Genomic DNA, 26,011 nt, shown 5'->3' on the forward strand with positions numbered 1-26,011 from the left:
TTTAGTAGGAGGAAGATAAATATGGCGGGTACTACGCTTGTTTTAAAAGAAGAAAATTTGGTCGTTCTAGAAAATGTTGAAAAATCAGTGTATGAAGAGTTACAACATAAAACAGGAGAAGAAAATTGCACATGCGCTGTGAATGAATCAGTTGTTCACCTTGGCAAAGTATCCTCTGTACTTTGGAATGAAGATGAAATAGATTGGGAATACGGATATTAAAAAGTCGCTTACAGCGGCTTTTTTTCTATTATTCCTCTCTTTCTACATACCATATACGCAAGCGAAATGATAGAAAATATGTTAAAATGAACTTAATTTTCAAACGGAAGAAAGGGAGATACAATGGAACAATTCATTAACCCTAGAGTAAAGGACATCCAAATTTCTGGAATCCGTCAATTCTCTAACATGATTCAAAACTATGATAATCTTATCTCTTTAACAATTGGACAACCTGATTTTCCTACACCTTCTCTCGTAAAAGAAGCGGCAAAACGGGCTATTACAGAAAATTATACAAGCTATACACATAACGCTGGTTTACTAGAGTTACGCAAGGCAGCTTGTAACTTTGTAAAAGATAACTATGATTTACATTATTCACCTGAAAACGAAACCATCGTTACAATCGGTGCTAGTGAAGCAATTGATGTTGCATTTCGAACGATTTTAGAGCCAGGAACAGAAGTCATTTTACCTGCCCCTATTTATCCAGGGTACGAACCGATTATTCGATTATGCGGCGCAACACCTATTTTTATCGATGTTCGTGAAACTGGCTTCCGTTTAACAGCCGAAGCACTGGAAAAGGCCATTACAGAAAAAACAAGATGCGTCGTACTGCCGTATCCTTCTAATCCAACTGGTGTAACTTTATCAAAAGAAGAACTACAGGATATTGTAGATGTTTTAAAAGATAAAAATATTTTCGTTCTTTCTGATGAAATTTATAGCGAACTTGTATATGAACAGACACATACATCGATCGCTCATTTCCCAGAAATGCGTGAAAAGTCTATCGTCATTAACGGTTTATCAAAATCACATTCTATGACCGGCTGGCGTATCGGTCTATTATTCGCACCAAGATATTTAGCTGGGCATATATTAAAAGTTCATCAATACAATGTAACGTGCGCTACTTCAATCGCTCAATATGCTGCAATTGAAGCTTTAACAGCTGCTAAAGATGCACCAAAAATGATGCGTCATCAATACAAAAAACGACGTGATTACGTATATAATAGACTCATTCAAATGGGCTTAACAGTTGAAAAGCCAACAGGTGCATTTTACTTATTCCCATATGTTGGCCATTTAACATCTTCATCATTTGATTTTGCACTTGATCTTGTGAAAGAAGCTGGACTTGCCGTCGTTCCTGGAACAGCATTCTCTGAATATGGTGAAGGCTACCTTCGCTTATCCTATGCATATAGTATTGAAACTTTAAAAGAAGGCTGTGACCGTTTAGAAGCCTTTCTACAACAAAAAAGCTAAGAGTTAAACTCTTAGCTTTTTTTATGCATAATGATCGCAAGTTTGACGCTTCAGTAATTTATGCGGAATAATGATACACTTTGCAGTAGACTCCGCATTCTCTACTTTATCAACTAAAGCTTTTGCTGCCTCATATCCTAGCTGATATATATTCACGTCAACTGTTGAAAGCGGAGGACTCGCAATTTCTGATAATAAAGCATTATTAAAGCTTACAATTGAAACATCCTTCGGTACAACGAATCCTTTTTTAGAAAGTGCACTTAGCACACCAAGTCCAATCAAGTCATCCGTTGCCATAATTGCTGTCGGTGGTTGCTTTAGCCCCATTAATTCCTCCACGGCTTGTTGACCACTTTCTCTTGAAAAATCAAAATGTAAAATATACTCTTTCGGCAATACAATGTCTGCTAATTTTAAAGCATCACTCATACCAGCCAAACGATCTCTCGTCACAAGTAAATCTGATCCACCGCCGATGAACGCGATTTGTTTATGACCTAATGAAATCAAATATTCTGCTACTTCTCTTGCAGCTGTATAATTGTCATTATCTACATATGTAATTTCTTCTTTACGATCATATGGTTTCCCGATTAATACGAACGGGAAATTTTGTTTATGTAAATATTGAATAATCCGATCATTCTCTCTTGAATATAAAAGAATAATGCCACCAATTTGGCGCCCTTGCACCATTTTTACAACACCATTAAAAATTTCATCTTCCGTTTCACCTGTCGACATATAAAGCGCATACCCTTCCACATGTGCAAACGAACTAATCCCTCTTATAACTTCTGGGAAAAACGGATTTTGAAAAGCTTTACTTGCAGAACTTGGCATAACAAGGCCAAGTGTTTTTGTTGTTTGGTTAGCTAGGTTTCTTGCGTTTAAATTAGGATGATACCCTAGTTCACTCATTACTTTCCGAACACGACGCTTTGTTTTTTCACTTATACTTGGATTATCAGCAATTACACGAGAAACGGTAGATGGTGCTACATTCGCCTTCTTCGCCACATCTTTAATTGTAACTGTCATAAAAATCCCCCTCCTTTCACTTCTCTGCCATTTTATATATTTTCATCTTGCACCCGTTGCAAGTAATAGGGGAAGTCATAAACTTTCATTGATTCTATCTTGTAAAACCTATCATATTCTCCCTCTCCATGTATTGTAAGGGATAGAGCTCTTTTTTCCTATACTATAATATACTATTTATTTCACTTCTTTTCATATGGGATGTCAAATCTCTTTTCATCTCCCTATAAAATGTTTTATAGGAAGATGAAAAGAAAAATGGGACATAATGTCCCATTTTTCATCCTTTCGTACCTCCAGCAGTTAAACCAGAGATAAAGTATTTTTGTAGTGATAGGAATAAAATTGAAATTGGGATTGCAATCAATACGGAACCCGCTGCGAACGTTGTAAATTCATTCCCAAATTTCTTCGCCACCATTTCATATAATCCAACTGCTAACGTATAATTTTCTGGTGTGCGCAAAATAATACTCGCTAAAATAAAATCTGTAAATGGGCCGATGAAAGTAAATAACGCTACAACCGCTACGATTGGCTTTGCAAGTGGCATAATGATTTGCCAAAAAATACGAAAATGTCCTGCTCCATCCATACGAGCTGACTCATCCAATTCTTTCGGGATCGTATCAAAATACCCTTTCATAAGCCATGTATTCATTGGAATTGCCCCGCCTACATAAATTAAAATTAATGCAAGGTGCGTATCAATTAATCCTGTTAACTGTGCTAATACGTATAAAGCGATTAACGCTGCAAAGTTTGGAATCATTTGCAAAATTAAAAATGTTAATAAACCATTTTTTCTTCCAACAAAACGGTATCTCGAAAATGCATAAGCAGTAAAACTAATTGCTAACACTGAAAAAATCATCGTTAAAACACTTACTTTTAATGTGTTTTTATACCATAGTAAATAATTACTATTCTCTAAATCTAATAACTTACGATAATGATCTAGCGTTGCATTTTGCGGAATAATACTTGATCCAGATAAACTATCACCCGGATTAAACGATGAGCCAATAATCCATAATAATGGATAGAAAATGATGGCACACATTACGAAAATAACGAGATAACTTAATGAGAGACGTAACATCTTTTGTCTTTTAATATTCATTTACATCATATCCTCTTCTTGGAATGATTTTGTTCTCTTAAATTGCCATAACGCAACTGTAATAACGATTAACGATAAGATCATTGTAAGAGCTGCTGCTTTTCCGTACTGCGCGGAAGTCATCGTTAACTTATAAATCCATGAAATTAAAATATCTGTTCCACCTGCGTCTTGTCCAGCTACAGCAGGACCTCCGCCGTTAAATAGATAGATGATACTAAAGTTATTAAAGTTAAACGTATATTGCGTAATTAATATTGGTGCTGTTGCATATAGAACAAGTGGCAATGTAATTTTACGAAACTGTTGCCACGCTGTAGCTCCATCTACTGTAGCCGCTTCGTATAATTCTCCTGGAATCGATTGCAGTATACCTGTTGTCATTGCAAAGACGAACGGGAATCCAAGCCACGTTTGAATCATAATTAAAGCAATCTTCGCCCAAAATGGATCTGTCATCCAAGCAATCTTTTCAATTCCGAATAAAGCTAATACTTGATTGTTAATCGCTCCAAATGTTTCATTAAACATACCAGAGAAAACAAGAATAGATACGAATGCTGGGACCGCCCACGGTAAAATGAAGATTGTTCGAATAATCGCCTTCCCTTTAATACCAGGCTGATTTACGATAATCGCTAAGAAAATACCAAGCGCAACTTGTAATGTCGTTGCAACGAATGTCCAGATGACAGTCCAAGAAAATACACTTAAAAACGTTTCTCTCCACATCGGTAATGTAAAGATATCAATAAAGTTTTTAAACCCTACCCAATCTACTAATTTAGCTGGAGGAGAATGATATAAATCATAGTTCGTAAATCCAATTAAAATTACGAAAATGATTGGAAATACAACGACAAAGATAAGTAATAAAAACCCTGGTGAAACCATTAAATACGGAAAACCTTGGTCTAGTAAATTACGGTATTGCTCTTTTACAGAGTTTAACGGTGTTCCTATATCCCGTTTCTTTCCGTTTTGGTATGCATCATATAAATTAAATGCATATATTCCGAGTCCAAACACGATGACAATGAGTGCCAAGATTCCTTCTACTAATAGAAAGACAGAATGGTCACGTGGAACTTCTGTACCAAGCGTTACAATTCCCCATAATCCCATATTTAATAAATCAGCAAAGGCTACAATAAATGAACCTGTTAATACTAGAAAAATAAGACCTTTTACAAATTGTTTATTATACATTTGGCCCACGCCTGGAATGATTGATAACATGGTTGCCATTTTCCTATGTTTTGAACCGTTTAAGCCGTTTGCTGGTTCCATAGATGTTTGCATGTTCCTTCCCCCTTTTTTCCTGGGAGAGAATTCGTGCCCCTCATATTAGAGGCACGAATTTCACCTTATTTTTTCTTACTATGATTTGCCTCAATATTACCTTTAATTTGCTTCACTGCATTATCAAGTGCTGCTTTTGGTGCCTCTTTATCCGTAACAACTAATTGAAGCGCATCTCCAGCTGGTTTCCATACTTCTTGCATTTCTGGAATGTTTGGCATTGGAATTCCATTTTCAGATTGTGTTGCAACTGCTTTTGCAGCTTCGTTATCTTTAATAATTGGATCTTCCATTACTGCTTTTACTGGAGGAATTTCTTTCGTCTTCTCAAATCGAATTTTTGCGTTTTCTTCATTCGTTACCCATTCAGTGAACTTTGTAGCTAAATCATTTTGTTTAGAGAAACTTGTTACATGCCATCCTTTAACCCCAACAAACGTTTTCATTGGTTGACCATTTGGTAATTTCGGCATTGGAGCAACGCCATAATCAATTCCGTTCTTTTCCATTGCTTGGAACGCCCAAGGGCCGTTCATGATAGATGCTGCTTTTCCTTCATTAAATAGCCCATCAGCAGCAGGTCCACCAGATTCACCGATAATACCTTTCGGGAATAACTTTTCTTTGTACCATTTTTGAAGATACTCAGCACCTTGTACTGCTCCGCTATTATTTAATCCAACATCACTTGCATTTGGCTTTCCATCTTTTTCACCAAACACATAACCACCCATACCTGCCATGAATGCATTAGCAAAGTAGAAGTTATCTCCTAATGCTAAAAATCCGTACTTGCCATCTTTCGTAAATTCTTTTGAGAAGTTAAACAGCTCGTCCATCGTTTCTGGCGCTTTTGGCATTAGTTTTTTATTGTAAATAAAGACTGGTGTCTCAATTGCTTTTGGTAAACCATATAATTTTCCGTTATATGTCTGTGCTTCTATTGATGAATCAGTAAATTTACTCTTTACAGCATCATCAGCTTTCACTTCAGAAAGTAAACCTTCTGTTACTGCATTTCCGATTTGATCATGTGGCAATGTTACAACATCTGGTCCCGTCCCCGCTGGTCCATCAAGGCGTAACTTCTTCACTTGATCTGTCATTTGCATTTCAACAACTTTTACTTTTACTTTATATTTTTCCTCAAAGCTTTTCACTGCTGGTTCTAAACCAACACCTTTTTTATCATCTTCCCAAACGAGTAGATCGTAATCTTTCTTTGCTTTACTTTCTTCTTTTTTCCCTGAATCTTTCGGTCCACATGCAGATAACATACCAATTGATAATGCTGAAACCGTTAATAATGATAATGCTTTCTTCATCCCAAAAACCTCCCTGAATTGTATATGTACCTTACTAATTGAAAACGTTTGCATTGAATAGTTTAATAGAAGCGCAAACGATATCTCAATCTATGAAAACGTTTGCGCTATTTGTCTATCATTATACATTCTTTTATTCATTTTGCAAATATTAATTTTTAAAATATTATTACTACACTCTTTATAGATTGACTTTATATGAAATGAATACTACTCTTATAAGCAATATTAAAGCTATGCAAAAAGCAATCGTTTGCAACATATGCTTTATTATTATACTTAAGGGAACAATATGCATAGAGATAGTAAAGGGGGATTTTTTATATGCTTAAAGACGCCATCTATCATAGGCCAAAAGATAATTACGCATACGCTTACGATGAAAAAACGATTCATATCCGAATACGTACGAAAAGAGACGATGTTCAAAGCACCAATCTTATTTATGGTGATCCTTATGAATGGACAGACGGGAAGTGGATTTCTTCAAGTGCACCGATGAAAAAAACTGGTTCTACTGCATTATTTGATTATTGGTCCATTTCCATCGAGCCAAAATTTAAGCGCTTACGTTATGGATTTGAATTAAAAGCAGAGACAGAAACGCTTATTTATGCAGAACGTGGATTTTTTTCTAGCATTCCAAATGATGACGTTGGTAACTTTTTCTGTTTTCCATTTATTCATGCAAATGATGTATTCAAAGCACCTTCCTGGATTAAAGATACTGTTTGGTATCAAATTTTCCCAGAACGGTTCGCTAATGGAGATCATACGTTGAATCCAGAAAACACCCTTCCTTGGGGAAGCGCTGAACCAACTCCAACTAATTTTTTCGGCGGAGATTTTGCTGGTATTATACAAAACCTCGATTACCTTGTTAAGCTTGGAATTTCGGGAATATATTTCACACCTATTTTCAAAGCACATTCAAACCATAAATATGACACAATTGACTACATGGAAATCGATCCTCAATTTGGCACAAAAGAAACATTCAAAGAACTCGTTGAGGCATGTCATACACACGGTATAAAAGTAATGCTCGATGCCGTATTCAATCACAGCGGATACTTTTTCGATAAATTTCAAGACGTACTAGAAAATGGTGAACAGTCAGCATATAAAGATTGGTTCCATATTCATGAGTTCCCAATTAGAACTGAGCCACTCCCGAATTATGATACTTTCGCGTTTACACCGTATATGCCGAAATTAAACACAGCACACCCGGATGTAAAAGAATACTTACTTGAAGTAGGGCGTTATTGGGTAAAAGAATTCAATATAGACGGTTGGCGCCTTGATGTAGCAAATGAAGTCGACCATAACTTTTGGAGAGAATTCCGAAGTGAGATAAAAGCATTAAATCCTGAAGTATATATTTTAGGTGAAATTTGGCATGATGCACTTCCTTGGCTACAAGGGGATCAATTTGATGCTGTAATGAGCTACCCTGTTACAAACGCTCTACTGTCTTACTTTGCTAACAATTCCATTAAGGCAAATGAATTTATGAAACAAATTATAGAATCTCTACATTCCTACTCTATGAATGTAAATGAAGCAGCATTTCATTTATTAGACAGCCATGATACACCAAGAATATTGACAACATGTAACGGAGATAAAAATAAGTTAAAGTTACTTTATGTATTCCACCTTTCTTTCATCGGCTCTCCTTGTATTTATTATGGAGACGAAATTGGTATGGATGGCGGTATGGACCCTGATTGCCGCAAATGTATGGTTTGGGGTACGAAAGAACAAGATCATCTATTATTTACACATGTACAAACATTAATTTCGTTACGAAAGCAATATAAAGCATTTGGAGGACATGGTACTTTCCAATTTATTGAAGCAAATGATGAACATAATTATATTTCTTACACAAAAACATATGAAGATGAAACTATCTTTTTCGTTTTAAATCCGACTAATAGTGATATTACAGCTTCACTGCCTCTCCATGTTACTGGAAAGAAAATCATTAATATTTATACAAACGAAGAATTTTCAGCGGAAGCAAGTGTATTACAAGTTACACTTCCTCCATATGGATTCTCCATATTAAAATGGTAACCAAAAAAATCCTTATACCAAAGTGGTATAAGGATTTTTCTTATTTCAATTTGAACACGATTGCTTCATACGGACGTAATGTCATGTTATCTATCGGTCCATTCTCTACGTCGTAATTGTGTATAAATAACTCTGCTTCACTATAACTAATGTCCTCAGGCAATTCAAATACACATTCTTCCGCAGTAAAGTTTGCAATAACAAGAAGTTTTTCTTCTCCATACGTTCTTACGTATGCAAAAATAGATGGATTATTCTCCAATATTAAATCATATGATCCATACACAACTATTTCGTTATTTTTGCGTAACTCAATTAATTTTTTATAATAATAAAAAATTGAATCTTTATTTTGGATCGCTTGTTTCACATTGATTTCTTTATAGTTAGGGTTTACCGTAATCCAGGGCTCACCTGTTGTGAATCCAGCATGATCTTTATCATCCCACTGCATCGGTGTTCTAGCATTATCTCTGCCTTTTATATAAATAGACTGCATCACTTTATCTATATTTTCACCGCGCTCTATCACTTTTTCCTTATACATATTTAATGTTTCAATATCTCGATATTCATCAATCGATTCAAATCGAACATTTGTCATTCCGATTTCTTCGCCTTGATAAATATAAGGTGTTCCTTTCATCATATGAAGCACCGTCGCTAACATTTTCGCAGATTCAATGCGATACATTCCATCATTACCAAAACGAGATACAACACGAGGCTGATCATGGTTATTCCAATACAGACTATTCCAGCCTGTATGTTCTAATGCTTTTTGCCACTTCGTTAAATTCTCTTTTAAAGTAAGAAGTGAACATGGTTTTACATCCCATTTTCCGCCTTCTCCTGAGTCTAAATCCATATGTTCAAATTGGAATACCATCTGCAGTTCTTTTCGTTCTTCCCCGGTATACAATTTCGCTTCTTCTGTCGTTACACCAGGCATTTCACCAACCGTCATAATATCATAATGAGACAATACTTCTTCATTCATTTCATGTAAATATTTATGAATGTTTGGACCGTTCATAAAATACTTATGACCTGAAACATACCCCTCTTCTTCTGTTTCAACAGCTGGTAATCCCTCTTCTTTAGAAATAAAATTAATAACATCCATACGGAAGCCATCAATTCCTTTTTCTAACCAAAACTTCATCATTTCATAAACATCTTGTCTTACCTTTTCATTATCCCAATTTAAATCTGGCTGTTTTTTAGAAAACAGATGTAAATAATATTCATCTGTCATTTCATCATACTGCCATGCAGATCCGCTAAACGCTGCTCCCCAGTTATTCGGCTCTTTTCCTTCTTTTCCAGGACGCCATATATAGTAATCTCTATATTTATTATCTTTTGATTTACGTGATTCAATAAACCAATTATGTTCATCAGAAGTATGATTAACAACTAAGTCCATCATAAGTTTCATATTACGTTCATGCATTTCATGTAATAGCTCATCCCAATCTTCCATTGTGCCGAACTCATTCATAATTTTACAATAATCACTTATATCATAACCATTATCATCATTTGGAGATTCATAGACTGGTGATAACCAAATTACATCAATCCCTAATTCTTTTAAGTAATCTAACTTTGAAATAATACCGCGAAGATCCCCGATGCCATCACCGTTGCTATCCATAAAGCTACGAGGATAAATTTGATATACTACGCTTTCTTTCCACCACTGTTTTTCCATTATGCTACCCCATTTCATTCATAATTCAATTTTCTCTTTTTCCAAGGCGCAAACGTTTTCATTAATGAATGATAACAGATTCCATCTTAATTTAAAATAGCGCTTACAACTTTTATTCTTATTTTTCTAAGAAAACATACGAAATTTACTAATATTCTTCCAATTCATGAAAACGTTTTATTTTTTTGTTTATTTTTTGAATCTATTCGTTTATAATGAACTCAAAGAAAACGTTTGCATAATTATTTCTAGGGGGAAATACCATGGCAGAACTGAAATTAGAAAACATTTATAAAATATATGATAATAACGTAACAGCTGTAACAGACTTCAATTTACACATTCAAGATAAAGAATTTATCGTATTTGTCGGTCCTTCTGGATGCGGAAAATCTACAACATTACGAATGGTGGCTGGACTTGAAGATATTTCAAAAGGAGAGTTTTCAATTGATGGTAAGCTAATGAATGATGTCCCTCCAAAAGACCGTGATATCGCAATGGTCTTCCAAAACTATGCCCTATATCCACATATGAGTGTGTATGATAATATGGCATTTGGATTAAAACTTAGAAAAATACCAAAAGATGAAATTGATCGTCGTGTAAAAGATGCAGCAAAAATTTTAGGACTGGAACAATATTTAGATAGAAAACCGAAAGCATTATCTGGTGGACAACGTCAACGTGTTGCGTTAGGGAGAGCAATCGTTCGAGACGCGAAAGTGTTCTTAATGGATGAGCCATTATCTAACTTAGACGCTAAATTACGTGTTGCAATGCGCTCAGAAATTTCTAAGTTACACCACCGCCTTGGTACGACAACAATTTATGTAACGCATGATCAAACTGAAGCGATGACAATGGCTTCTCGTCTTGTTGTTATGAAAGACGGAAAAATTCAACAAATCGGTACTCCAAAAGAAGTATATGAAACACCTGAAAACATTTTTGTTGGTGGATTTATCGGCTCTCCAGCGATGAATTTCTTCCGTGGTAAATTAACTGAAACCGATTTCGTTATAGACAATGCTGCAAAAATTAAAGTAACTGAAGGAAAAATGAAGATATTACGTGAACAAGGCTATGTAAATAAAGACATTGTTTTAGGTATTCGTCCTGAGGACATTCATGATGAACTATTATTTTTAGAAGCTTCACAATCTACTGCCTTCACAACAAAAATTGAAGTTGCTGAGTTATTAGGTGCTGAATCTATTTTATATATGAAACTTGGAAATCAAGATTTTGCAGCACGTGTTGATGCAAGACATACATTTTCACCTGGTGACCAAATTAAACTAGCATTTGATATGAATAAAGCGCATTTCTTTGATAGTCAAAACGAACAACGCATTCGTTAAAAAATAATTTTCATACAAAAAAACCGTCCACATATATTGAGGGCGGTTTTCACTATTATACGAGGGCTTCTACTGTATGAAATGATTGTCCTTTCGTGCTAATAATACCGAAAATCGGTAAGTCACTTAGCACCACTTCTTCTTGCTGTTTCATAAAAGATGACGTTAATTGTTTTATCTCTATCCATACGTCATTAATACAAAGTACATTGGAATCGTTCTCTTGTTGGCGTGAAAATATAGAATCTATTTTATATAAACCAGCATTTTGAAAAAGCATATCAATGCGACTGAATGCATTCAAAGTAATGCTGATTACGCGTTGCCAATCTCCTTGTTTTTCCATATTATAGGATACAAAAAGTGCTTCTCCGCCTAGATTCGTAATTTCCTCCACTGTTGCTTGTCCACTTTCTTGATCAATGTCCGTCACAATTACTTTTGCGCCTTGTTTAGCCAACAAAAGAGCTGTATTACGTCCAATACCGATGCCACCGCCAGTTACGATAGCAACTTTTCCTGCAAGCTTCATTTTCATTACCCCTTCTATAAGTCTTACCGTCATTCAGTATACTCCTTTATGAGATTAGTCTGCAAGCAAGAAAAGTTACTTATTCATTTGTAAACGGTTACTTTTTTATTCCTTCTTTTTTCTTACTATTACGCTGATCGAAAACTAAACCGATGAAAATTAAAATCCCCCAAAAGATTACGCTACCTCCAGTCATTTCAATTTCCCCCTTATTATATAAACATATTATTTTCATCATCATAACATTTTCTTAATTTTCAATCTATTAAATTCGAAAATGATATAGATTAACTTTTTCCCTATTATATATCCATTAAAATATATTTGTATAACAAAAAGAGACCTTTTTATATAAAAAGGTCTCTTTTTGTTATACAAGACTTATCACTTTCGTTTTTGTAATTAAATCCTGAAAACCACAATTATCTTTGCGGAATAACATCATATATACGTTACATAATATCGGAATTCCAAGCAGTAATATGTTCGGTAATAACAATACAAAAAATCGAATCGTTAATGTTTGTAATGTTAACTTTTCACTCTTCAATGAAATTAATTTTATTCTCGTTACCTTTTTACCAAGTGTTACACCGTTCCAAATAAAGGGTAGCAAAATAAAATATATCGCCATTAATATAAAAACTACTGCAAGATCATATCTATAATCGCCAAAACTAATATTAAAGCGATTAAAAATAGCACTATAATTTCCAGTCATAACAGCTACTACTGCACCATACATAACCGAGATTAAAAACATGTCAATTAGGGAAGCACCTATGCGGTTCATTACAAGCGCTGGACGATGCATCTTTAACTTCATTTTTATGTCGACTCCTTCATATCCTTCTTTACCCGTCTCATCGTACCACTTCTAAAAAACATTGTAAACTAGCGTTTCTCTTACTTTTCTTGTACAATGTGTTACAACAGCATTGTAAAGGAGGTTCCCATATTGAAAAAATGGATAATCCTATTCGTCGCATTCCTATTAGCCGGTTGTGCTGGAAATACAAATCATATAACATATACGATTAACGATGAATACGAACTCATACGTACTTCTGGAAATGCATTTGAACTTTTCCCCACGCAAGATGCTGTATATGCCACACAATACATTCCTGCAAAAATTACAGACATAGCCTGGGATGATAAATACATTATTGCAAAACAAACTGAGGAAAAGTCAGATCCTAATAATCCTGACGCAGCAATTGCAAATAAAAAAAGCGAGCATTATTGGATTATTGACGTAAAGCATAATAAACGTTTTGGCCCCTATAATGAAAAACAATTTCATGAACAAAAAGATGCGTTTAAAATTAAGGTACCTTTTCAAAGTGTAGATTCATACATAGAAGAACAGAAAAAACAGTCAGCATAATAGTTTGAGCGCTGACTGTTTTTTCTTGCATATATTTAAAAACAACTTACTCAGAAAGTGAGATGTTAAAAGTTTGTGGCTCTTTTACAACATCTTGCGTTTCTGTATTTGCTGCGATTACATTATCTGTTGTAAATTTAATATCCTTTACCTTTTCTTTTCCATCATCAAGTATTAGGCCGATAATACCATCTCTTGTTTCACCAGGCTTATAGTCTTCCCTTGATACATTTTTTGTACCAACGAGCGTATCTTCATCATATAAAAAGTTTTGCGTTGCTACTTTAAAATGTTGTTTATCATTAATCGCAACATCATTCATAGAGAAAAATTGTATATTTTTATTCCCGCTATTTTCCACCTTATATGTAATTTCAACGTAACGAATCGTATCACTAATCTCTGTTCCACTTAGCGATGCATATAACTCTGCATCTTCTTGACTTACTTTATCTCCTAATCTACGCTTTACTTCTTCAGGAGTTAATGCCGTATATACTTTTAATGTATTTTTTGCATCTTTACTCATCTGTGATAAAGAGATTACTTTCACATCTTGTACGTGAATTTTCATTGGTGCTACTTCAAATGTTTGATTTACTGAATGAATCTGCTCTAACTTAAAAGTACCCCATCCAGTTTCTTTCACTTTTTGTCCTACTTTTTTCAGCTCACGTCCACCATATTCTTTTGTTTCAGGAATAGATTCTTTCTTCTTCGGTTCAACTTTCTTTTCTTCTTGATGGAAGCAACCACTTAACATAAGAAGAAAACTACATAAAATAAAAATACTTTTCCATGCTTTCATCATTTAATTTCTCCTAACACTATCATTCATGAATATAAAATTAGTCCCTTGCTTTGTAAACTATAGAAACAATAAGAAGTCCACAAAACGAACTTGTCAGTCCAGATACTATTATACCCCCTATTTGGAAAATATGAAAATAGGGATCTACGAACGCGTGCACGATAAATATAATAGCTGCCACAACAATTATCGAAATCCAATATTTTATTTTTTCCGAAGCTAAAATAAGGTCTTTACCCATTTCATTTCTACACTTCCATAAAACGTATACTAATAACAGAAAACCAATACATGTACTTCCATGTTGCATATATTTATAAACAGAGATACCGTACCATTCTCTTTGCAATAATGGTATTTTCATAACAAAATAGCCTGTCTTATGAGTGAATGCATCCCAAACAACATGCGTTAACATACCGAATAATGCTGAATAACAAAATACAAAGAAATCTTTCCTTGTGTAAAGCCCCCACCTCTCATCTACTGCATATGTATAGTAGCCAGCAAATGGTTTAGGTAAATGTGTTATAAACGGCTTTTTTAAAATGTAATGATATATGTATGCTAATAAAAATACGAGTGGTAAATTAAAATATAAGAATCCAAGCCACGTATGCCCAATTACACCATACGGTCTAAAGTGTAGGAAATATTCAAAGTCAGGCGCCATACTACCTAATATAAGAGCCGTTACTGAAATATGTTGAGAATACTTTTTTGCAAAAGGAAGAACTGCTGCTGGATGTGCAAATGTAAACGGCATGTTTTAGCTCCTTTTCAGAATTACAATAGATTACATACTATCTATCATAACGACATGAATAATCTCCATGCAATATTTATTTTCACATTGGAATATGATAGTTTAAATGATATAATCCACATAAATATTCAGAAAATAAGGAGGGAGTTCACGTGTCATTAACACTTGTCTTTTTTCTTGTTCTGTTTACCTTGTTTTTAAGTACATACATTGGCTTCTATCTATGGAAGCACTACAAAATTATAAAATATATACCTGCTCTCGTTGGTTTTATAAGCACTCTTTTTATTTTCATATGGAAGAGAATGATTTTCAGCTGGGAAGGTCTTGGCTTTGGCGCACTTCAATATACAATACTATTTGCAAGTTGTCTTACCCTTGTATTTGCTGCTTTTTTAGAATCAAAATCCGTTATGAATTGAGGTTTCTATATTGATTGATGTACCCTTTTTACAAAATGTCACATTAAAAAAAGAAAATATCCCTAGTTTCTCCGCATACCCTTACTGTTTACCCGCTATTCGAACATTACAATCACTAGCTTTCCATCCAAATGTAACATTCATTATTGGAGAAAATGGAACGGGGAAGTCAACATTACTCGAAGCGATTGCAATTGCTTTAGGATTTAATGCAGAAGGTGGAACGAAAAACTTCCGTTTTAGTACAAACGATTCCCATTCATCTTTACATGAATACCTTCGAATTTCCAAAAGTTTCAATACACCAAATGACGGTTTCTTTCTTCGTGCCGAATCATTTTATAACGTTGCTTCTTATATTGATGAAATGGATGCCGATTCAGAAGCACGTGGAAATCCAATTATTGACTCATATGGTGGTACTTCACTACACGCCCAATCACACGGTGAGTCATTTTTCTCCTTATTTATGAATCGTTTTTCAGGACAAGGCTTATACATTTTAGATGAGCCCGAGGCCGCTCTATCACCAATGAGACAACTTTCTATGCTCATTCGAATGCATGAACTAGCGGAACAAGGTTCACAATTTGTTATCGCAACGCATTCTCCAATTTTAATGGCTTATCCTGAATCCACCATATACTCTTTAACACAAGAAGGAATTCACGAGTCCGCCTTAGAAGACACCGAGCATTACCAAACGACGAAACTTTTCTTTGAAAATCGTGATCGATTATTTCATCATTTATTTGATTCTTAATAAAAAGAAGCAGCGATTGCTGCTTCTTTTTATAGTGCTTCTATAAATAATGCTACCCCAATACCGCCGCCGACGCATAGAGAGGCAATTCCTTTTTCTAACCCGCGTCTCTTCAATTCATGAATTAAACTTACAGTAATACGAGCTCCTGTACAACCGATTGGATGTCCAAGTCCTACACCACTACCGTTTACATTCACTTTTTCACGATCTAAACCTAGTTCTTTCTCTACAGCTAAGTATTGCGCAGCGAAAGCTTCATTAATTTCCAGTAAATCTGCATCTTCTAATGACCAATCTACTTTTTCTAATCCTTTACGAATTGCTGGTGCTGGTCCAATCCCCATAATTTTTGGATCTACTCCAGCTACTGAATATCCAACAATTCTAGCTAACGGTTGTAAGCCTTTTTCTTTCGCTTTTTCTTCGCTCATTAATACTAGAACCGCGCTTCCGTCATTCAGACCAGATGCATTCCCTGCCGTTACAGATCCGCCTTTACGGAAAGCTGGTTTTAATCCTGCTAATTTTTCTGCTGTAATGTCAGCACGTGGATGTTCATCCTTCGAAAATACTACTTCTTTTCTACGTTCTTTTATTGTAATAGGAACAATTTGATCGTCAAAATATCCAGACTCGATTGCCTTCAGCGCCAATGTATGACTGCGAAGCGCAACTTCATCTTGTTCCTCTCTTGTAATTTCATATTGTTCAACTAAATTTTCCGCTGTTTCCCCCATCATAATATGATGAATTGGATCTTCTAATACTTCCCACACCGTATCACGAATTTCTCCGTGTTGTAGGCGTTGTCCCCAGCGGTGTTGTTTTAATGCATAAGGGCTTGAACTCATTGCTTCTACTCCACCTGCAACGACAACTTCACTTACACCTAATTGAATTTGCATTGCAGCCGACATAATTGCTTGCATACCTGAAGAACATTGGCGTTGGATTGTATAACCTGTAACTGTGTCAGGAAACCCTGCCGCTAATGCAGCCGTTCTCGCCGTATTTGCTTCATCAGTTCTTTGAATACAATGACCTAAAATCACTTCATCAACTTCGTGTGGTTCTACCCCGCCTCGTTTTACAGCTTCCTGAAGTACAGGAACAGCTAATTCTACTGGCGTTACATTTTTTAGCGCTCCCCCAAAAGTTCCAATTGGCGAACGAACTGCAGCTGTAATAACAACATTATGCATTTTGCACTTGCCCCTCTCTTATGTACCCTAGTCAGTTTTTAGGTGAAATTCCATAAGATGTATGTCTACACCTATCATACTATAAACATACTAAAAAATCAAAATATTTAATATAATAAAAATAGAAGGAATTAACCTTCTATTCTGTTAATGCATATAGAAATTTTTGTAAAATTTTCTCTGTTGTTTTATTCAAATTCGGTAACTTATCTACTGGAAAATATTGAAGCTGTAATCCTTCATGGTCAAGCCTTAATTCCCCGCTCACATGATGTCCCTGATACAGATGAATGACATTAAAAATTTCATCTCCATTTGGATATTGGAAGTACACTTCTTTTCCCGAAAGAACCCCGATAAATTGCATAATTTTCGCATTTAGTCCCGTCTCTTCAAATAGTTCTCTACGAGCAGTTTCTTCTGTCGTTTCTCCTAGCTCCATCGCTCCACCAGGTACACCCCAATCATATGTATCTGAACGATATTGAAGCAATACTTCTTGATTATCATTTAAGATAATAATTGCTGATCCTACTAGAATAAGCGGCCTTGTACCAACGACTTTGCGTAACTCTTCAATATACCCCAATATGTAAACTCTCCTTTCCTCACCCTCCCTTATCATAACAAAATTTTTCTCCTTTTGTTGATGTAATTTTAAAGAAAAAAAGGAAGCTTTCGCTCCCTTTTTTCACCTTTATTTCTTAAAACTTTCATATTTTACAGCTTCAAAAGCTTCTTCTATTTCATCATTACGATAATGGACATATGTAAAACGCCCTAATTCTACTAATCTTGCTATTTCTTGTAACGCTTTATGTTGCTCATATGTTTCCTCAAGCTTAATATGTACATAAAATTTCATTAAAGGATGTTCATATAAAGGTTCTCCCACCTCTACATATACATCTTCCACCCCTTGTACAACTCTTACATAACTTGCAAATTGATACAGTGCTTCTCTGTCTGAAACGATTTTTAATGTATACATATATTCTCCCCCTTTCCTTTACTATATCAAAAAGACAGCCAAACCATGTTATAGAACTATGAAATTTTTTCGACTTGTAATAAACAAGGCGTTTATCCATACATAGGATCTTTTCCCAACATATATTATAGAAAGAATTTTTTCAGTTGAGGTGTTCCTTATGGATCCATACGTCAATATATGTATTTGCATTACGCCAGGCGCCGATATTTCTGATGACCGTATTGCAAAAGATTTAGCAGTTGCAGAGTCAATTTGGCACCCGATTACATTTCAAATTCAAGAAGTAATTGTTTTAAATGAACTCTTCCGTTTTTCTGACCGTGAAATTAGTTATAAAGATTCTATTCAAAGTCAGGAAAAATTAGCATCCTTTTTTCAAACTTGTGTAAATGAAGCTCCTGAATGCGACCTTTACATTTGTTATATTGGCAGTGATTATTTCAAAGAAACAGCAGTAATTGCCTGTGCCTACTCTTTAGCAAAACAACAGCAACTTACAGGGTATATCGTTTTAACAAACTCGGCTGCTCCTATGAAAAATATATATACGCTCGCTCATGAAATTGGTCATATTTTATTTACAAGACGTGTTCATGGAAAACTTACTCACGCAGATCCTCATTCCCCAACTGGCTCGGAGCACCATCCTTCTCCAACAAATCTTATGTATCCGATCGTCCCTCGCCCTGAAAATGTCCATATTCAGTCTCTATTAACGAACGAACAAAAAGCTCTCTCTTTACAAAGCTCTTTATTGCAAAGAAAAAAACAGTAACGATTTTGTTACTGTTTAAAACAATAGATTCCAATCAATAAACCAAATTTCGGCTGCAACGGATGCAAATATACAACTAAACATAAATACAATTACTCTAAAAATCTCTATATAATATTTCTTTGGAAATAATTTTTTGCATATCCAGAGCAGCCCTTTACCTATTAAACCGAAGAACAAAACATAACCTGATGTGTCATCTAATAAAGTATCGAAATAGTCATCGTGTACCTTTTTCGAAAAGGTAGTATATAGCCCAAAAATCGTTAAACCTAAAAATGTAATAGACAATATACCTAGAAATATACTTTGCATATTTGTTCTCCTCTTAATAAAAAATTCAGTTCGTTCGCTATTAATATAAAGCTAGCTTACAGTTTTTTTCTCCTCAATTTTCAAAGACCATCTCATTAATACATATAAACTTCCGTACAGAAGTAACGGCTCTAGCATTCCCCAATATGGGTTGTTCTTCCCTAATTCTTTAAATACAAACATAATGAATAGCGGGACAATAACAGTTAATATCCCAATCCAGCCAAGTATGTATGCTTCTCCAATTAACAGTACTAGCAAGATAACTCCAGCTAGTATATAACTTTGTATAGTCGTTAATTGTAATACAGGTGTCCCATACCATTTATTCATAAACATTAATAATACTAGTAATAAAATCGGTAGCAATGCTGCTACATAAATAATGCTAAATTCTTTTATTTTATTCTTAAATGATGACATTTTAAAAGCAAATATAATTCCTACAATAGTAATCATTAAAACAATTGGGTATCCAATTAATTGTACATTCGTTAATGTAAATTCATGATTTGGGCTTTCAAATAAAATATTTGTAAGTAACCAATATCCCCCTATTCCAATTATCATTCCTAAAATAGTCTTTATACTTCCGCCTTTATCCTTCTCCATCTCTTTCGCTAATTCTTCCGCATACTCTTTTGGTGAATCACCAAATATATCACTTACCGTCTTTCCCTCTTTCTCACCTTCAATTAAATGAAGCTCTGCATCTTCTAAAAAAGCGTCCACATCTTCTTCTTTAATTCCTTTTGTTATTAAATATACTTTCGTATCGATTAAAAACTTTTCTCCTTCTTTAGAAATCTTCATAATAACCCCTCCCTTATTAAACCGTTTCTCTTCTATTCGTCTTCATCATAATTTCAAGGAAAATTAAAATAAATAAACTTCCGTATAAACATATAATCTGAAATAGCATTGGAACAAGGTCTTCTGATGTAAATGTTTTAAACACTAACATAATAGAAAGCGGGATGATTAAATATAAGTTTTTAAACCATCCATTAAAATATATATTTATTGCAACTGTAATGATGAAAATACTACCAGCTAATATATAACTTTGCATTTGGGTGAATATAAACATTTTTGTAGGATAAATCACATCTAATATCGTTACAGCCCCTATTAGAAACATTGGTGCGATTATGACTAACGACCACATAGCAAACCAAGTTTTTGTAAAACTTGTTACAAAGGTCATTTTGCGCAGTAGAAAATTAGGACCTATCACAACTAAAATCAATGACAAACTATACCCCACGCCCTGAATAAGTGACATCTGTAATAATCCGTTATTCACTATTAGGATAGAAGCAATAATCCAAAACGATACGATATTCATTACTGTAAAACCAATTTGCTTCCACGTTTCCTGTCTATCCCTTTCCATCACTTTTACAAGTTCATTTGCATATTCTTTCGGTGAGCTTCCGAAAATTTCTTCTACACTTTTCCCATCACTCTCACCTTCTATTAAATGAAGTTCTGCGTCTTCAATAAAGCTTTCCATATCGCTTTCTTTCACACTCTTTGTAGCCAAAAACAATCTCATATCTAATAAAAATTTTCGTGCTTCATTTGATAACATTATCTTCTTCTCTCCTTCCCTTCAAGTAGACGTTCCACACTACTTTGCATCGCTTCCCAGCGATCCATAAATTCATCCAGTGCATCTTCGCCATCTTCTGTTAACGTGTAATACTTCCGTTTTGGACCAGATGGGGATTCCTTCATTACACTTTTTATGAATCCTTCCTTTTGCATTCGTATTAATAACGGATAAATACTTCCCTCACTCGCCATTGTAAAGCCATACTTTGCTAGCTTCTCACTCATTTCATAACCGTATATTTCACCTTCAGAAATAATAGCAAGTAAGCATCCTTCTAAAATCCCTTTCAGCATTTGACTTGTCGACATAATTCAAATCCTCCTACTATCTTGTTTTACAAGATAGATAAGCGTAAGTATCTTGCTTTACAAAATAGTATAGCAGAGACTATTTTGCAAAACAAGATAGCTAACAATATTTTTCCAAATCTTTGCAGGATTTTCATTACCCACTCTCTAAATAGAGCAATATGAGAACTTTATTACGAAGGGATGTTTTTCATCATGGTTACAAATCGAGTTGTTTTTTTAACAGGTGCTGCAAGTGGTATTGGTTATGAAATGGGAAAAGCTTTTGCAAAAGAAGGTGCAAAAGTCGTTATTACCGATCGTCTTGAAGAACGTGCAAAAGAGGCTGCTGAACAACTACAAAAAGAGGGCTTTCAAGCTATCGGCTTAAAATGTGATGTTACATCCGAAGAAGAAATAGAAGCATCCATTTCTCAAACTGTTACTCATTTCGGTTCATTAGACATATTAATTAATAACGCAGGCATGCAACACGTTTCACCAATTGAAGATTTTCCGACCGAAAAATTCGAGCTACTAATTAAAATTATGCAAATCGCTCCTTTTATAGCAATAAAGCATGCCTTCCCAATCATGAAAAAGCAAAAGTATGGTCGTATTATTAATGTCGCATCCATTAATGGCCTCGTTGGATTTGCAGGGAAATCCGCCTACAATAGCGCGAAACATGGCGTAATTGGATTAACAAAAGTTGCCGCTTTAGAAGGCGCTACTCATGGAATTACCGTTAACGCGCTTTGTCCAGGCTATGTCGATACACCTCTTGTACGCAATCAACTACAAGATTTAGCTACGACACGAAATGTACCACTTGAAAATGTGTTAGAGGATGTCATTTATCCACTTGTCCCACAAAAACGCTTATTACAAGTACAAGAGATTGCTGATTATGCGATGTTTTTAGCGAGCGAAAAAGCAAAAGGTATAACTGGTCAAGCTGTCGTTATCGATGGTGGTTATACTGCTCAATAAAAAATAAAGTTTGCTCACGAAGAGCAAACTTTATTTTTTATTGCGAGGATCATCATACTGTAGTAATTGCCGTGGCAACTTCTCTATTGCAACAATTACCCCATCTAATTTACTTTCAATACGGTGGAGTAAATATAATGTTACAACAATTGGAAACCCTACATTACCTATCATCTTGATCCACTCTTCCATCTTTTTCTCCTCCTTTCATTATATAAATAAGAAAAAAGAACACATTTAGGCATAGAAAAACAAGCTATTATGTATTAGCTTGTTTTTCAAATAATGATGCAATTTCCCGTTTATAATCCCCGCGTATAATACCTTGCTCAGTAATAATACCTGTAATTAATTCATTCGGTGTTACATCAAATGCAGGATTATAAACAGTAGTTCCAACTGGTGCCACTTGTTTCCCAAAAATTTTCGTAACTTCTGTTTCATCTCTTTCTTCAATAATAATTTCTGCACCTGTTTGTTTCGTAATATCAAATGTAGATAGTGGAGCTGCAACGTAGAACGGGATATCGAAATACTTTGCTAATATAGCTAAATTCATCGTTCCGATTTTATTTGCTGTATCCCCATTTGCGACAATTCGGTCCGCTCCTACAATAATTGCGTTGATTTCTTTCGTTTGAATAGCATGAGCTGCCGTATTATCTGTAATAAGTGTTACATCGATACCTGCCTGTTTTAATTCCCAGGTCGTTAAGCGACCGCCTTGTAAAATCGGTCTCGTTTCACATGCATATGCATGTAAATGTACACCTTTTTCTTTCCCAATATAAAACGGTGCTAATGCAGTACCATATCTAGCAGTTGCAATACTGCCAGCGTTACAAATTGTTAAAATGTTATCACCGTCTTTAAAGCATGTTAATGCATGTTCTCCAATACTTCGGCATACCGCTTCATCTTTTTGCTGAATACGAAGCGCTTCTTCTTCTAATATTTTTTGCGCTTCTTTTATTGTAGTAATTTCTTGAATAGATTCTCTCATACGATCGATTGCCCAAAATAAATTGACTGCTGTCGGGCGTGACGTCCCTAAATAATTACAATCTCTATTAAACTTCTTTTGAAATTCTTCAATATGTAAAGTAGTATATTTTTTTGATGCAAGCGCCAATCCAAATGCAGCTACAATTCCAATTGCAGGTGCTCCTCTTACTTCTAGCATGACAATACTTTTCCATACCTCTTCAATCGTCGTTAATGTTTTATATTCTGTGCTATGCGGCAGCTTTGTTTGATTTAATACTGCAATGGCATCACCTTTCCAACTGACAGACCTCGGAATCGTAACAACTGTACTCATGCTTTTACCCCTCCAGAAACTTTCTGTTGAAATAATGTTCGGAACAGTTGAATATCAGCGTTTTTAGATTCATATTTTATTAGTTCTTTACCTAAGGATAAAGCTTGTTTCTTGGCTTGAATTCTCTTTTCTTTATTTGCTATTTCATCTAAATCAGCTACATGTGCTAAGCCAATTGTTCTTCGGATAAGCTCACATCCAGCAAATCCGACCACATCCGTAAAAATATTTTGCAAAATAATCGGCAACCATTGTTTCTCTTTCGTATATGCTTCTACACCTTCTCCAATCCATAATTTCGTAAAAGTGTCTACGAAATAGCTCCATGTTTTCTCAATATGGAAAAATAGCACACTTCTCTGTTCTTCCTCTCTAGATAGAGCATTTAATAATAGATTTGCAATAAATTGCCCGATGTCAAATCCAAATGGACCGTACGTTGCAAATTCTGGGTCAATCACTTTCGTTTCAGAAGGTGATGAAAAAATACTTCCAGTATGTAAATCTCCATGAATGAGTGCCTCTTTTCTCGTTAAAAATTTATATTTATATTGCGCTACTTTTAGTTTTAAAGTTTTATCACTCCATAGTTCATCTACAGCCAATTGTAACTCCGACTCATAATCATTCGTATCGTAATGCCCAAACGGATCTGTAAACACTAAATCTTCTGTAATTTTGCAAAGGTCTGGATTTACAAATGTACCTTCTAGTACCCTTTTCTCTTCTGACTGTAAACCAAAATCTGAAGTATAAAATAAAACATTCGCTAGAAAACGACCGATATGCTGGGATAGAAGTGGATACTCTTCTCCATCTATTAATCCTTTTCTTGTAATAGTTAATTTTGATAAGTCTTCTATGATTGTTACCGCTAATTCTTCATCATGACTATACACTACCGGCACATATTCCGGCACATACTTTGCAAAAATTTGCAGCGCCTTACTTTCAATCGTCGCTCTTTTTATAGACAACGGCCAGCTCTCACCAACTACTTTCGCATATGGTAGTGCTTGTTTTATTATAATAGACTTCTCTCCATCATCTAATTTGAACACGTAATTTAAATTTCCATCTCCAATTTCATGACAAACTACATTTGCTTTCTTTTCAAAATAGCCATGTTCTTTCGCATATTGTACAGCGGTTACTTCTGTTAATGAATAATATCCCATCGTCTTCTCCCCCTTTTTTTAATTCAGAGGTTTTTCTAACACAGAAAAACCTCTTTCCACTAAGAAAGAGGTTTGAAGTTTATCTTCTCCCCTCTTATCTGCCAGAAAGTTTTACTTTCTGCTGGAATTAGCACCGTGCCTTTTGGCGTCATAAACGCCCCATTTCACAATGGTATTACGGTCGGTTGCTGGGCTTCATCGGGCCAAATCCCTCCACCTGCTCTTGATAAGAGTTGTATAATTTTTTAGAATTTTTAACTTTATGTTGAAGACTATACCAAGAATAAAAATCACTTGTCAACATTTTATTTGTATAATTCTGGACGTCGATCTGCAAAAACTGGAATTCCTTTACGTACTTCTTTAATTTTCTCGAATGTAAGCTCTCCAAATAGAATTGATTCTTCTTCATTCGCTTCTACAACAACTTCACCCCAAGGATCGACAATTAAAGAATGGCCAGCAAACTCATTATTTGGATCCTTCCCTGCCCTATTACATGCTACAACATAACACTGATTTTCAACTGCTCTTGCTTGTAATAGTAAACGCCAATGCGCTAAACGAACTAATGGCCATTCAGCTACAACAAATAAAACTTTTGCACCTTTAGCAGTATGAACGCGCATCCACTCCGGAAAACGAATATCATAGCAAATGGTGCCGGCGCACTCTACATCATCTAACTTAAATTCACCAGTACGATTTCCAGCGATTAAATATTTATGTTCATCCATAAGCTGAAATAAATGCACTTTACTATATTCATTGACTAGTTCTCCTTTATTCGTTACAACATACATTGTATTTGTAACACCTTGTTCCGTTTGCTTTGCTATAGAACCACCAACAATATGTACACCATATTGTTTCGACCATTCTATCAACTTTTCTTTCGTTTCCAATCCATCCCTATCTGCAATTTCAGAGAGTCTCGTTAAATCATAACCTGTTGTCCATAGTTCTGGTAAGACGATAACATCTGGTCTTTCCTTCATCGCTTCGCTTATTTTATTTTTAGCATTCTCAATATTTTTTTCTACATCTCCAAAGACAATATCCATCTGAATACATGCGACTTTCATTTTTTCAGCCCCATTCTCATTTTTTTCTTTACAAAATACTGGAAAGATTATATCATTTGTCACTAGAATTGTAACAATTTTCAAAAGAGGTGG

General features: G+C 35.0%; 30 protein-coding genes and 1 riboswitch. Of the genes, 9 read left to right on the plus strand and 21 right to left on the minus strand.

Annotation, left to right across the window (positions count from 1 at the left end):
- Window positions 1-21 precede the first annotated feature (21 nt).
- Both ACTFSI_RS02385 and ACTFSI_RS02390 read left to right on the plus strand, forming a co-directional pair.
- The gene (locus tag ACTFSI_RS02385) at window positions 22-222 is read left to right on the plus strand and encodes a hypothetical protein (RefSeq protein ID WP_000929285.1); all 201 of its coding nucleotides are present in this window, start codon (window positions 22-24) and stop codon (window positions 220-222) included.
- A 123-nt stretch (window positions 223-345) separates the two neighbouring features.
- Window positions 346-1,503: an aminotransferase A gene (locus ACTFSI_RS02390; RefSeq protein WP_265153405.1), complete on the plus strand. Its 1,158-nt coding sequence runs from the start codon at window positions 346-348 to the stop codon at window positions 1,501-1,503.
- 21 nt (window positions 1,504-1,524) lie between these two features.
- Here ACTFSI_RS02390 and malR read toward each other — a convergent pair whose 3' ends face one another.
- From malR to ACTFSI_RS02410, 4 genes are all read right to left on the minus strand, one after another.
- Window positions 1,525-2,547, minus strand: coding sequence for a maltose operon transcriptional repressor MalR (malR, locus tag ACTFSI_RS02395; protein ID WP_000219043.1), 1,023 nt, complete (start codon window positions 2,545-2,547; stop codon window positions 1,525-1,527).
- Window positions 2,548-2,827: 280 nt separating this feature from the next.
- Window positions 2,828-3,670 (minus strand): maltosaccharide ABC transporter permease MalD, encoded by an 843-nt coding sequence (gene malD / locus ACTFSI_RS02400; protein WP_001022608.1) that lies wholly within the window; start codon window positions 3,668-3,670, stop codon window positions 2,828-2,830.
- Window positions 3,671-4,972 (minus strand): maltosaccharide ABC transporter permease MalC, encoded by a 1,302-nt coding sequence (gene malC, locus ACTFSI_RS02405; RefSeq protein ID WP_001194989.1) that lies wholly within the window; start codon window positions 4,970-4,972, stop codon window positions 3,671-3,673.
- A 65-nt stretch (window positions 4,973-5,037) separates the two neighbouring features.
- On the minus strand, window positions 5,038-6,297 hold the full coding sequence (locus ACTFSI_RS02410; RefSeq protein ID WP_000709918.1) for an extracellular solute-binding protein: 1,260 nt from the start codon (window positions 6,295-6,297) through the stop codon (window positions 5,038-5,040).
- 324 nt (window positions 6,298-6,621) lie between these two features.
- Here ACTFSI_RS02410 and ACTFSI_RS02415 point away from each other — a divergent pair, with 324 nt between their 5' ends.
- A complete protein-coding gene (locus ACTFSI_RS02415; protein ID WP_440045220.1) occupies window positions 6,622-8,382 on the plus strand; it encodes an alpha-glycosidase in 1,761 nt (586 codons plus the stop codon).
- Between the two features lie 40 nt (window positions 8,383-8,422).
- On the opposite strand, the gene malL is transcribed toward ACTFSI_RS02415, so the two are convergent.
- Window positions 8,423-10,099 (minus strand): oligo-1,6-glucosidase, encoded by a 1,677-nt coding sequence (gene malL, locus ACTFSI_RS02420; protein WP_000415194.1) that lies wholly within the window; start codon window positions 10,097-10,099, stop codon window positions 8,423-8,425.
- Window positions 10,100-10,362: 263 nt separating this feature from the next.
- Between malL and ACTFSI_RS02425 the strand changes: the two genes are divergently transcribed.
- A complete protein-coding gene (locus tag ACTFSI_RS02425) occupies window positions 10,363-11,463 on the plus strand; it encodes an ABC transporter ATP-binding protein (RefSeq protein ID WP_000818923.1) in 1,101 nt (366 codons plus the stop codon).
- Window positions 11,464-11,518: 55 nt separating this feature from the next.
- Here ACTFSI_RS02425 and ACTFSI_RS02430 read toward each other — a convergent pair whose 3' ends face one another.
- The 3 genes from ACTFSI_RS02430 to ACTFSI_RS02440 form a co-directional block, all read right to left on the minus strand.
- Entirely contained in the window at window positions 11,519-12,028 is a 510-nt protein-coding gene (locus ACTFSI_RS02430; RefSeq protein ID WP_000218426.1) for an SDR family NAD(P)-dependent oxidoreductase, read from the minus strand.
- 64 nt (window positions 12,029-12,092) lie between these two features.
- Window positions 12,093-12,191, minus strand: coding sequence for a hypothetical protein (locus tag ACTFSI_RS02435; protein WP_000145656.1), 99 nt, complete (start codon window positions 12,189-12,191; stop codon window positions 12,093-12,095).
- A 174-nt stretch (window positions 12,192-12,365) separates the two neighbouring features.
- Window positions 12,366-12,821, minus strand: coding sequence for an RDD family protein (locus ACTFSI_RS02440; RefSeq protein ID WP_000769088.1), 456 nt, complete (start codon window positions 12,819-12,821; stop codon window positions 12,366-12,368).
- A 132-nt stretch (window positions 12,822-12,953) separates the two neighbouring features.
- Here ACTFSI_RS02440 and ACTFSI_RS02445 point away from each other — a divergent pair, with 132 nt between their 5' ends.
- Window positions 12,954-13,385, plus strand: coding sequence for a DUF3997 domain-containing protein (locus ACTFSI_RS02445; RefSeq protein WP_000758783.1), 432 nt, complete (start codon window positions 12,954-12,956; stop codon window positions 13,383-13,385).
- A 46-nt stretch (window positions 13,386-13,431) separates the two neighbouring features.
- On the opposite strand, the gene ACTFSI_RS02450 is transcribed toward ACTFSI_RS02445, so the two are convergent.
- Together ACTFSI_RS02450 and ACTFSI_RS02455 are read right to left on the minus strand one after the other, a co-directional pair.
- A complete protein-coding gene (locus ACTFSI_RS02450; RefSeq protein ID WP_000973883.1) occupies window positions 13,432-14,196 on the minus strand; it encodes a hypothetical protein in 765 nt (254 codons plus the stop codon).
- 37 nt (window positions 14,197-14,233) lie between these two features.
- Window positions 14,234-14,962 carry a DUF4184 family protein gene (locus tag ACTFSI_RS02455; RefSeq protein ID WP_001116879.1) on the minus strand — a complete coding sequence of 243 codons (729 nt, stop codon included), beginning with the start codon at window positions 14,960-14,962 and terminating at the stop codon, window positions 14,234-14,236.
- Between the two features lie 152 nt (window positions 14,963-15,114).
- Between ACTFSI_RS02455 and ACTFSI_RS02460 the strand changes: the two genes are divergently transcribed.
- Both ACTFSI_RS02460 and ACTFSI_RS02465 read left to right on the plus strand, forming a co-directional pair.
- Entirely contained in the window at window positions 15,115-15,384 is a 270-nt protein-coding gene (locus ACTFSI_RS02460; RefSeq protein WP_000059971.1) for a hypothetical protein, read from the plus strand.
- Between the two features lie 10 nt (window positions 15,385-15,394).
- Complete coding sequence (locus ACTFSI_RS02465; RefSeq protein WP_000567995.1) at window positions 15,395-16,147, plus strand: AAA family ATPase; 753 nt, start codon at window positions 15,395-15,397, stop codon at window positions 16,145-16,147.
- 29 nt (window positions 16,148-16,176) lie between these two features.
- On the opposite strand, the gene ACTFSI_RS02470 is transcribed toward ACTFSI_RS02465, so the two are convergent.
- The 3 genes from ACTFSI_RS02470 to ACTFSI_RS02480 all read right to left on the minus strand — a co-directional run bounded on the left by ACTFSI_RS02470 (window position 16,177) and on the right by ACTFSI_RS02480 (window position 18,343).
- The gene (locus ACTFSI_RS02470) at window positions 16,177-17,352 is read right to left on the minus strand and encodes an acetyl-CoA C-acetyltransferase (protein ID WP_000552088.1); all 1,176 of its coding nucleotides are present in this window, start codon (window positions 17,350-17,352) and stop codon (window positions 16,177-16,179) included.
- 139 nt (window positions 17,353-17,491) lie between these two features.
- Window positions 17,492-17,941, minus strand: coding sequence for an NUDIX hydrolase (locus ACTFSI_RS02475; RefSeq protein WP_000540524.1), 450 nt, complete (start codon window positions 17,939-17,941; stop codon window positions 17,492-17,494).
- 108 nt (window positions 17,942-18,049) lie between these two features.
- Window positions 18,050-18,343: a DUF3928 family protein gene (locus ACTFSI_RS02480; RefSeq protein ID WP_000288327.1), complete on the minus strand. Its 294-nt coding sequence runs from the start codon at window positions 18,341-18,343 to the stop codon at window positions 18,050-18,052.
- Between the two features lie 160 nt (window positions 18,344-18,503).
- Here ACTFSI_RS02480 and ACTFSI_RS02485 point away from each other — a divergent pair, with 160 nt between their 5' ends.
- Window positions 18,504-19,121 (plus strand): ImmA/IrrE family metallo-endopeptidase, encoded by a 618-nt coding sequence (locus tag ACTFSI_RS02485; protein ID WP_000371612.1) that lies wholly within the window; start codon window positions 18,504-18,506, stop codon window positions 19,119-19,121.
- Window positions 19,122-19,136: 15 nt separating this feature from the next.
- Here the strand turns inward: ACTFSI_RS02485 and ACTFSI_RS02490 are convergent, their stop codons facing one another.
- Genes ACTFSI_RS02490 through ACTFSI_RS02505 form a run of 4 tightly spaced genes read right to left on the minus strand, consistent with a single transcriptional unit; the run spans window position 19,137 to window position 21,362 of the window.
- The gene (locus ACTFSI_RS02490; RefSeq protein ID WP_001190634.1) at window positions 19,137-19,436 is read right to left on the minus strand and encodes a hypothetical protein; all 300 of its coding nucleotides are present in this window, start codon (window positions 19,434-19,436) and stop codon (window positions 19,137-19,139) included.
- A gap of 51 nt (window positions 19,437-19,487) precedes the next feature.
- Window positions 19,488-20,249 carry a DUF1129 domain-containing protein gene (locus ACTFSI_RS02495; protein ID WP_000703256.1) on the minus strand — a complete coding sequence of 254 codons (762 nt, stop codon included), beginning with the start codon at window positions 20,247-20,249 and terminating at the stop codon, window positions 19,488-19,490.
- 16 nt (window positions 20,250-20,265) lie between these two features.
- The gene (locus ACTFSI_RS02500) at window positions 20,266-21,030 is read right to left on the minus strand and encodes a DUF1129 domain-containing protein (protein ID WP_000950437.1); all 765 of its coding nucleotides are present in this window, start codon (window positions 21,028-21,030) and stop codon (window positions 20,266-20,268) included.
- A complete protein-coding gene (locus tag ACTFSI_RS02505; protein WP_070806776.1) occupies window positions 21,030-21,362 on the minus strand; it encodes a PadR family transcriptional regulator in 333 nt (110 codons plus the stop codon). Before ACTFSI_RS02505 ends, ACTFSI_RS02500 begins: the two co-directional genes overlap by 1 nt.
- Window positions 21,363-21,557: 195 nt before the next feature.
- Here ACTFSI_RS02505 and ACTFSI_RS02510 point away from each other — a divergent pair, with 195 nt between their 5' ends.
- The gene (locus tag ACTFSI_RS02510; RefSeq protein WP_070806777.1) at window positions 21,558-22,334 is read left to right on the plus strand and encodes a 3-hydroxybutyrate dehydrogenase; all 777 of its coding nucleotides are present in this window, start codon (window positions 21,558-21,560) and stop codon (window positions 22,332-22,334) included.
- 30 nt (window positions 22,335-22,364) lie between these two features.
- On the opposite strand, the gene ACTFSI_RS02515 is transcribed toward ACTFSI_RS02510, so the two are convergent.
- The 4 genes from ACTFSI_RS02515 to ACTFSI_RS02530 all read right to left on the minus strand — a co-directional run bounded on the left by ACTFSI_RS02515 (window position 22,365) and on the right by ACTFSI_RS02530 (window position 26,002).
- On the minus strand, window positions 22,365-22,526 hold the full coding sequence (locus ACTFSI_RS02515; protein ID WP_000393333.1) for a YvrJ family protein: 162 nt from the start codon (window positions 22,524-22,526) through the stop codon (window positions 22,365-22,367).
- A 67-nt stretch (window positions 22,527-22,593) separates the two neighbouring features.
- A complete protein-coding gene (gene mtnA, locus ACTFSI_RS02520) occupies window positions 22,594-23,655 on the minus strand; it encodes an S-methyl-5-thioribose-1-phosphate isomerase (RefSeq protein WP_275893715.1) in 1,062 nt (353 codons plus the stop codon).
- Complete coding sequence (gene mtnK, locus ACTFSI_RS02525) at window positions 23,652-24,833, minus strand: S-methyl-5-thioribose kinase (RefSeq protein ID WP_275893716.1); 1,182 nt, start codon at window positions 24,831-24,833, stop codon at window positions 23,652-23,654. The genes mtnA and mtnK overlap by 4 nt, the downstream gene beginning before the upstream one ends.
- Window positions 24,834-24,924: 91 nt before the next feature.
- Window positions 24,925-25,066, minus strand: a riboswitch (SAM riboswitch).
- Window positions 25,067-25,138: 72 nt separating this feature from the next.
- Window positions 25,139-26,002, minus strand: coding sequence for a carbon-nitrogen family hydrolase (locus ACTFSI_RS02530; RefSeq protein WP_440045257.1), 864 nt, complete (start codon window positions 26,000-26,002; stop codon window positions 25,139-25,141).
- Between the last annotated feature and the right edge of the window lie 9 nt (window positions 26,003-26,011).

It is taken from the genome of Bacillus cereus group sp. MYBK101-2 (assembly GCF_051918845.1).
GTDB lineage: Bacteria > Bacillota > Bacilli > Bacillales > Bacillaceae_G > Bacillus_A > Bacillus_A paranthracis.

What these genes read in the sequence shown, in the direction of transcription:
- ACTFSI_RS02515 (WP_000393333.1), bottom strand. Translation starts at nt 22,526, where the DNA reads ATGGAAGAGTGGATCAAGATGATAGGTAATGTAGGGTTTCCAATTGTT.
- ACTFSI_RS02495 (WP_000703256.1), bottom strand. Translation starts at nt 20,249, where the DNA reads ATGAAGATTTCTAAAGAAGGAGAAAAGTTTTTAATCGATACGAAAGTA.
- ACTFSI_RS02425 (WP_000818923.1), top strand. Translation starts at nt 10,363, where the DNA reads ATGGCAGAACTGAAATTAGAAAACATTTATAAAATATATGATAATAAC.
- ACTFSI_RS02450 (WP_000973883.1), bottom strand. Translation starts at nt 14,196, where the DNA reads ATGATGAAAGCATGGAAAAGTATTTTTATTTTATGTAGTTTTCTTCTT.
- ACTFSI_RS02415 (WP_440045220.1), top strand. Translation starts at nt 6,622, where the DNA reads ATGCTTAAAGACGCCATCTATCATAGGCCAAAAGATAATTACGCATAC.
- ACTFSI_RS02390 (WP_265153405.1), top strand. Translation starts at nt 346, where the DNA reads ATGGAACAATTCATTAACCCTAGAGTAAAGGACATCCAAATTTCTGGA.
- ACTFSI_RS02410 (WP_000709918.1), bottom strand. Translation starts at nt 6,297, where the DNA reads ATGAAGAAAGCATTATCATTATTAACGGTTTCAGCATTATCAATTGGT.
- ACTFSI_RS02490 (WP_001190634.1), bottom strand. Translation starts at nt 19,436, where the DNA reads ATGCAAAGTATATTTCTAGGTATATTGTCTATTACATTTTTAGGTTTA.
- ACTFSI_RS02510 (WP_070806777.1), top strand. Translation starts at nt 21,558, where the DNA reads ATGGTTACAAATCGAGTTGTTTTTTTAACAGGTGCTGCAAGTGGTATT.
- mtnA (WP_275893715.1), bottom strand. Translation starts at nt 23,655, where the DNA reads ATGAGTACAGTTGTTACGATTCCGAGGTCTGTCAGTTGGAAAGGTGAT.
- ACTFSI_RS02485 (WP_000371612.1), top strand. Translation starts at nt 18,504, where the DNA reads ATGGATCCATACGTCAATATATGTATTTGCATTACGCCAGGCGCCGAT.
- malD (WP_001022608.1), bottom strand. Translation starts at nt 3,670, where the DNA reads ATGAATATTAAAAGACAAAAGATGTTACGTCTCTCATTAAGTTATCTC.
- ACTFSI_RS02480 (WP_000288327.1), bottom strand. Translation starts at nt 18,343, where the DNA reads ATGTATACATTAAAAATCGTTTCAGACAGAGAAGCACTGTATCAATTT.
- malR (WP_000219043.1), bottom strand. Translation starts at nt 2,547, where the DNA reads ATGACAGTTACAATTAAAGATGTGGCGAAGAAGGCGAATGTAGCACCA.
- mtnK (WP_275893716.1), bottom strand. Translation starts at nt 24,833, where the DNA reads ATGGGATATTATTCATTAACAGAAGTAACCGCTGTACAATATGCGAAA.
- ACTFSI_RS02435 (WP_000145656.1), bottom strand. Translation starts at nt 12,191, where the DNA reads ATGACTGGAGGTAGCGTAATCTTTTGGGGGATTTTAATTTTCATCGGT.
- ACTFSI_RS02455 (WP_001116879.1), bottom strand. Translation starts at nt 14,962, where the DNA reads ATGCCGTTTACATTTGCACATCCAGCAGCAGTTCTTCCTTTTGCAAAA.
- malL (WP_000415194.1), bottom strand. Translation starts at nt 10,099, where the DNA reads ATGGAAAAACAGTGGTGGAAAGAAAGCGTAGTATATCAAATTTATCCT.
- ACTFSI_RS02500 (WP_000950437.1), bottom strand. Translation starts at nt 21,030, where the DNA reads ATGTTATCAAATGAAGCACGAAAATTTTTATTAGATATGAGATTGTTT.
- ACTFSI_RS02440 (WP_000769088.1), bottom strand. Translation starts at nt 12,821, where the DNA reads ATGAAGTTAAAGATGCATCGTCCAGCGCTTGTAATGAACCGCATAGGT.
- ACTFSI_RS02505 (WP_070806776.1), bottom strand. Translation starts at nt 21,362, where the DNA reads ATGTCGACAAGTCAAATGCTGAAAGGGATTTTAGAAGGATGCTTACTT.
- ACTFSI_RS02470 (WP_000552088.1), bottom strand. Translation starts at nt 17,352, where the DNA reads ATGCATAATGTTGTTATTACAGCTGCAGTTCGTTCGCCAATTGGAACT.
- ACTFSI_RS02430 (WP_000218426.1), bottom strand. Translation starts at nt 12,028, where the DNA reads ATGACGGTAAGACTTATAGAAGGGGTAATGAAAATGAAGCTTGCAGGA.
- malC (WP_001194989.1), bottom strand. Translation starts at nt 4,972, where the DNA reads ATGCAAACATCTATGGAACCAGCAAACGGCTTAAACGGTTCAAAACAT.
- ACTFSI_RS02385 (WP_000929285.1), top strand. Translation starts at nt 22, where the DNA reads ATGGCGGGTACTACGCTTGTTTTAAAAGAAGAAAATTTGGTCGTTCTA.